Raw genomic sequence first — 6,017 nt, 5'->3', positions numbered from 1 at the left:
GTTCGCCTCACGGTGTCGTGCCACGGAGTGGCTAACTTGTTCTTGCAATTTGCGATAAAAAAGCGCTGAGCATAGGGCCAAATCTGGTTGATTTGACCTTGCGCTCAGCACTTTTCAATTGCAAACTTAAACGTTAAAAGCCGTCTTCAGAAGCATTGGAGTTCAATTCCAACAACTTCCCGGTGCGTAAATATAAGATCCATTCACAAATGTTCGTGACATAATCGCCGATGCGTTCCAGATAACTGGACACCAACATGTAATCCATGGCGCCGACAATGGTTTCTGAGTCCTCGCGCATCCGTTCGATACATTCTTCATAAATGCGCTTGGAAAAATCATTGATGCCATGATCTTCAGTGGCGATTTGGCGCGCGCGCACGGAATCTTCTTTGACATAAGCGTCTAAGACTTCAGACACCATTTCTTTAACGGCGTGAGCCATTTGCGCAATTTCCGCTTCGATTTCAGGTACTCGGGTTTCGCCTTTGACCCGAATCGTGGACTTGGCGATCGATACCGCATGATCACCCATGCGTTCAAGATCTGAACTGGCCTTCATCACCGTGACGATCATGCGCAGATCTGTGGTCACCGGTTGTTGTAAGGCGATCATTTCAAAGCTGCGTTTTTCCAAGTCGACCTCACGCTTGTTGATGTGTTGGTCGTCTGCGATCACTTCACGCGCTAAAGCTTTGTCGTGATTGACGAATGCCGAAACTGACTTATAAATGGCCTCGTTGACCATCATCCCCATTTCCGAGAAGCGGACGTGCAAGTCGTTGAGTTCGTCTTCAAATAGTCGCCGCATGATGAAACCTCCTTAAATTGGTTTTTATATACACAAATGCGTGCCTCGAAAAATCGAGCCACGCTTGCAAATTAGCCGAAGCGGCCGGAAATATAGTCTGAAGTTTCTTGCTCATGAGGGTTTAAGAAGATTTTCTTGGTGTCATCAAATTCAACCAAGCGCCCTTGCAAGAAAAAGGCAGTTTTGTCCGAGATCCGCGAAGCCTGATGCATGTTATGCGTTACTAGTATTATGGTATATTGTTCGCGCAATTCCAACAACATATTTTCAATTTGCGTGCTAGAAATCGGATCAAGCGCTGAAGTCGGCTCATCCATCAAAATCACATCCGGTTGCACTGCCAAAACGCGCCCGATCACGACTCGCTGTTGTTGCCCACCAGACAAGGATAATGCCGACACATGGAGCTTGTCTTTAACTTCGTCCCAAATGGCCGCTTGCTTTAAGCTAGTTTCGACGGCCTCATCAAGCACAGCGCGATCTTTGATGCCTTGCAGGCGCAAGCCATACACCACATTATCATAAATGCTGAATGGGAAGGGGTTAGGTTGTTGGAACACCATGCCGACGCGCTTGCGCAGTTGCACCACGTCCATTTGTGAGGAATAGATGTCCTCCCCTTGAAGCCGCATGTCGCCTTCAATTTTCACCCCTGGGATCAAATCGTTCATTCGATTCAAGCACCGCAAGTAAGTGGACTTCCCACAACCACTGGGGCCGATCAAAGCGGTGATCTCATTTTGATTGAAGTCTAAGTTGATGCCGTGCAAGGCCTCAAAGTCGCCATACCATAATTTCACGTCGGCACTGGTGATCACTTTATCTTTAGCCATGTGTTCTCCTTACGTTGTTTGCTTGTTTCGTTCAATCCTGCTTCTCGGCACGAAAATCCGTGGACTCCGACAAAAAGTGTTCCGGCGAGCTGGTCATGGAACGCAATGTCGCTCGTTGGAGCTAATTTTGCAATCGCTTCGCTCATAACCGCAAAATGGATCTCCACCTCGCTGGGCTCTAAGCGGTAAACCGCTTAGAGCCCCACGGCTGATGACCAGCTCGCCTCCACGCTTTTTATCTCCGTCCACAGATTTTCTAAGTCGACGATTCTGTCACGAGCAGTAGAGGCTATTTGAAATTGAGGCGGAAGTTGACCGTCGGAACGTGGTGAGAATCCTGTTAGCGGGTTTCGCTTACAGGATTCCGCAGGTCGAGATCCACTTTGACAACGAGCGCAGCGAATTGCCAAAGTTAGCTCGGCCGAGGACCCTCTCCACGTCTCGACGAGTCAGCTGGAGCCTCGATTTCAAATGCACAACCTGTTACCCGAAGTGCCCAGAGACATAATCGTCGGTGGCTTTGATCTTTGGTCGGGTGAAGATCTTGCGGGTTTCGTCAAATTCAATCGCTTGGCCAGAATAGAAAAAAGCAGTGTAATCACTGATCCGCGCCGCTTGTTGCATGTTGTGGGTCACAATGATGATGGTGTACTTGTCTTTGAGCTGCATCATCGTATCTTCGATCGTGGATGTGGAAATCGGATCAAGTGCTGATGCGGGTTCATCCATCAACAACACATCAGGCTTCATCGCAATCGCGCGGGCGATGCATAAGCGCTGTTGTTGCCCACCGGATAACGCCAAGCCACTTTGGTTCAAGTTGTCTTTGACTTGATCCCAAAGGGCAGCTTGTTTGAGGCTAGTTTCGACCATTTCGTCGAGCACGTCTTTGCGTTTTTCGCCGAAGCGCTTCGGGGCAAACGTGATGTTGTCATAAATCGATTTGGCAAAAGGATTCGGCCGCTGGAACACCATGCCGATGTGCTTGCGCATTTCATACACGTCGATATTTTGAGAGTTGATATCCAACCCGCGATACATGATCTCCCCAGTCACGCGACTGCCTTCGATGTTGTCGTTCATCCGATTCAATGAGCGCAAGAACGTCGACTTCCCAGAACCAGACGCCCCAATCAAAGCCGTGATCTTGTAGCGTTCAAAAGGCAAAGACACCCCATGAACGGCTTCATTGTCGCCATAAAAGACCTTCACGTCATTGGTGGTGATGGCAAATTCATGTTGTTTAGGATCTAAGTCTTTAATGTAGCGATCGTCTAATGAATAGTTTTGCATTTTTCTCCTATCCTGCGGTCATCCGCTTGTACAGGCGATTGCCACCCCAGCGGGCTAACACGTTGAAGGCCAACACGGCGATGATCAACACCGCAGACGCCCCAGCAGACACGGCGGCAGCATCAGGTTGGATCCCTTCAGAATTGATTTTCCAAATGTGCACCGCCAACGTTTCAGCAGGACGGAAAGGATTCAACGGACTGGCGATGTCTAACGGATTCCAATCAGCGAAGTTCAAAGCCGGCGCAGATTGGCCAGCAGTGTAGATCAATGCGGCAGCTTCACCAAACACCCGGCCTGCGCCTAAGATCATCCCAGTTAAAATCCCAGGCAACGCTTCTGGAATCACCACATGAATCACGGTTTCCCAACGTGACAAACCTAAAGCAAGGCCGGCTTCACGCTGCGCAAAACCAACTTGGCGCAAGGAATCTTCAACGTTACGCGTCAACAAAGGCAAGTTGAACATGGTCAGCGCCAAAGCACCGGATAAAATTGAAAAGCCAAAACCGAATTGTAAGACGAACACCAAGAACCCAAACAAGCCGACCACAACCGATGGCAAGGAGCTTAAGATTTCAATGGCGGTGCGAATCACATCTGTCAACCAGTTATCACGCGCATATTCTGCCAAATAGATCCCAGCGCCTAACGCCAGCGGCACGGAAATCAGCATCGACAGCAGTAGCAAGTAAAAGGAGTTGAATAATTGAATCCCGATCCCGCCACCAGCTTCAAAACTTTTCGCTGGGCTAGTCAAGAAATGCCAAGACACATGTGGCAAGCCTTGGAATAAAATGTAGCCAAGTAAGCCTGCCAACAAGAGGACGATGATGCCGGCCACTGCGTACAGCACACCGGTCATGATTTTATCGATCGATTTTGCAGACATCACTTCATCTCCCCTTTCTTCCCGATCCAGCGAATCAACAAGTTAAACGCTAAGGACATCAACAGCAACAGTAAGGCTAAGGACCACAAGGCATTGTTATCAAGCGAGCCCATCACCGTGTTCCCGATGCCTGAAGTCAGCACTGAAGTCAAGGTCGACGCTGGGCTGATCAAGTCTTTCGGCAACAGTGCAGCGTTCCCGATAACCATTTGCACGGCTAGCGCTTCACCAAACGCCCGCGCCATTCCGAAAACGACCCCAGTTAAGATCCCAGGCATCGCCGCGCGCAACACCACGCGAGAAATCGTTTGCCACCGGGTGCCGCCTAACGCCAAGCTGGCTTCGCGATAATGCCGTGGCACAGCTTTCAAGGCATCGACCGTCATACTGGTCACCGTCGGTAAAATCATGACAAACAACACGAAGGTCCCCGCTAAGATCCCAAACCCGGTGCCGCCAAACACGGTGCGGATAATTGGGACGATCACAGACAAGCCGATGAACCCATAAACGACTGATGGAATGCCGACGAGTAATTCGATGACCGGTTGTAAAATCTTTTTGCCGAGATTGGGGGAAATTTCTGTCATGAAAATCGCCGCGCCCACTGCAAATGGTGTTGCTACCACAGCTGACAAGAACGTCACGCCGAAACTCCCGACGATCATTGGCAAAGCGCCAACTTGCGGATTGCCGTGCGCATCTTTGACCGCTGGTTCCCAAGTGCTTTTCGATAAGAAGTCCCATAAATTGATTTTATTGGTGAAAAATGTTGCCAAGCCGCGGCTGGCAACAAAGAAGAAAATCGCCAAAACCACTGCCACGATCAAGCTGATACAAGCTAAGCTGATCAAATGCCCGCGCGCTTCAATTTTAGCTGAGCGGGACTTGTGCGTCATTGCGTCTTTGATCGGATCCATGAGCGCCTCCTAGTTATGCACGACGTTGCCGGCGTGGTCGCGTTGCACTTTCATTGCAGTGACAGGAATATACCCCATTTTCGCCACCAGTTTGGTTTGCATCTTAGGGGATTGGATGTAGGCTAAGAACTTTTTGGTCAAGCCAGTTGGTTGGCCTTTGGTGTACATATGTTCATAGGACCAAATTGGCCAATCATTGGTGGTCACATGTTTGTCCGTTGGCGTCACGCCATCAAGCGATGGGGCGACCACCGTTTTGTCCACATATGAAAAGGCGACATAAGAGACGGCCCCTGGGGTGCTGGCAACGATCGAACGCACCATCCCAGTGGAATCTTGTTCTTGAGCAGCCATCGGTTGACGGCCATTCATCACCCAGCGTTCAAACGTCGCGCGGGTCCCAGAACCTTGTGCGCGGTTGACGACAACGACTGGCAAGTTTTTGCCCCCAACTTGTTTCCAGTTGGTGATCTCACCTGTAAACAGTTGCCGCAATTGGGTGACGGTCAAATTCTTCACGCCGACTTTCTTGTTGACGATTGGGGTGATGCCGACCACTGCCACGCGGTGATCGACCAGTTTTTTGGCTTGAATGCCAGATTTTTCTTCTGCAAAAAGGTCTGAGTTCCCGATTTGAACGGCGCCTTGTTGGATCTGGCTCAACCCAGTCCCAGAGCCGCCACCTTGCACATTGATAAATACGCCGAGGTTATCGGATTGATATTGTTCTGCAGCCGCTTCGACTAAGGGCTGCAAGGCAGATGACCCCACTGCAGTGATCGATTCCCCACTGGAATTTTGGGCCCCGCATGCCGCTAAAAGCGTTAAGCTGATCAAGGCGAGTAAGCCTAGCAATTTTTTCACGTCGTGCCTCCGTCTTTGTTCTCGTCTCTCAGTGTATCAAGCTTGTGTAAATCTTACCTACGACGCATGTAAAAATGTAGTAAATGTATTTTACTTGACAGTATCGGCGCAAAGGTTTTGAATTTGGGCCTCCAGCCGGCTCATCGCGACATAGTGAGGGTCCTCGGCCGAGCTAACTTTGAATATTCGCTTTGCTCATATTCAAAGTGGATCTCGACCTGCGGCTTTCCGTAGGCGGTACCCGCCAACGGAAATCTCACTATGTCACGACGGCCGGCTTCCGGCCCAAATTCAAAACCCTTGCACGTATTGGCTCACGTCAATGATATTCAACAGCAATCACCAGGCATCAGCTGTTGACAGCTCAAATAAAGACGCCACATGGTTCTCTGTCAATTACTATT

The 6,017-nt window shown here is 49.8% G+C and carries 6 protein-coding genes; all 6 read right to left on the bottom strand.

Translation table 11 applies throughout. The annotated features are described in order from the left end of the window. Nucleotides 1-133: 133 nt before the first annotated feature. Nucleotides 134-811 carry a phosphate signaling complex protein PhoU gene (phoU, locus tag FD01_RS07270; RefSeq protein ID WP_054715684.1) on the bottom strand — a complete coding sequence of 226 codons (678 nt, stop codon included), beginning with the start codon at nt 809-811 and terminating at the stop codon, nt 134-136. Nucleotides 812-882: 71 nt separating this feature from the next. Further along, nucleotides 883-1,644, bottom strand: a complete 762-nt coding sequence (gene pstB, locus FD01_RS07265) for a phosphate ABC transporter ATP-binding protein PstB (protein ID WP_056963489.1) — start codon at nt 1,642-1,644, stop codon at nt 883-885. Between the two features lie 483 nt (nt 1,645-2,127). Next, nucleotides 2,128-2,937 (bottom strand): phosphate ABC transporter ATP-binding protein PstB, encoded by an 810-nt coding sequence (gene pstB / locus FD01_RS07260; RefSeq protein ID WP_056963487.1) that lies wholly within the window; start codon nt 2,935-2,937, stop codon nt 2,128-2,130. A gap of 7 nt (nt 2,938-2,944) precedes the next feature. Further along, nucleotides 2,945-3,829, bottom strand: coding sequence for a phosphate ABC transporter permease PstA (gene pstA / locus FD01_RS07255; RefSeq protein ID WP_054715689.1), 885 nt, complete (start codon nt 3,827-3,829; stop codon nt 2,945-2,947). Continuing rightward, on the bottom strand, nt 3,829-4,749 hold the full coding sequence (gene pstC, locus FD01_RS07250) for a phosphate ABC transporter permease subunit PstC (RefSeq protein ID WP_056963485.1): 921 nt from the start codon (nt 4,747-4,749) through the stop codon (nt 3,829-3,831). Before pstC ends, pstA begins: the two co-directional genes overlap by 1 nt. Before the next feature lie 9 nt (nt 4,750-4,758). Further along, complete coding sequence (locus FD01_RS07245; RefSeq protein WP_056963482.1) at nt 4,759-5,613, bottom strand: phosphate ABC transporter substrate-binding protein PstS family protein; 855 nt, start codon at nt 5,611-5,613, stop codon at nt 4,759-4,761. Between the last annotated feature and the right edge of the window lie 404 nt (nt 5,614-6,017).

Origin of the sequence: Lacticaseibacillus manihotivorans DSM 13343 = JCM 12514, assembly GCF_001435035.1 — a bacterium.
In the GTDB taxonomy this organism is placed as follows: Bacteria; Bacillota; Bacilli; order Lactobacillales; family Lactobacillaceae; genus Lacticaseibacillus; species Lacticaseibacillus manihotivorans.
Note: the sequence above shows the minus strand (reverse complement) of the source record. Positions and strands in the feature narration are given on the sequence as shown.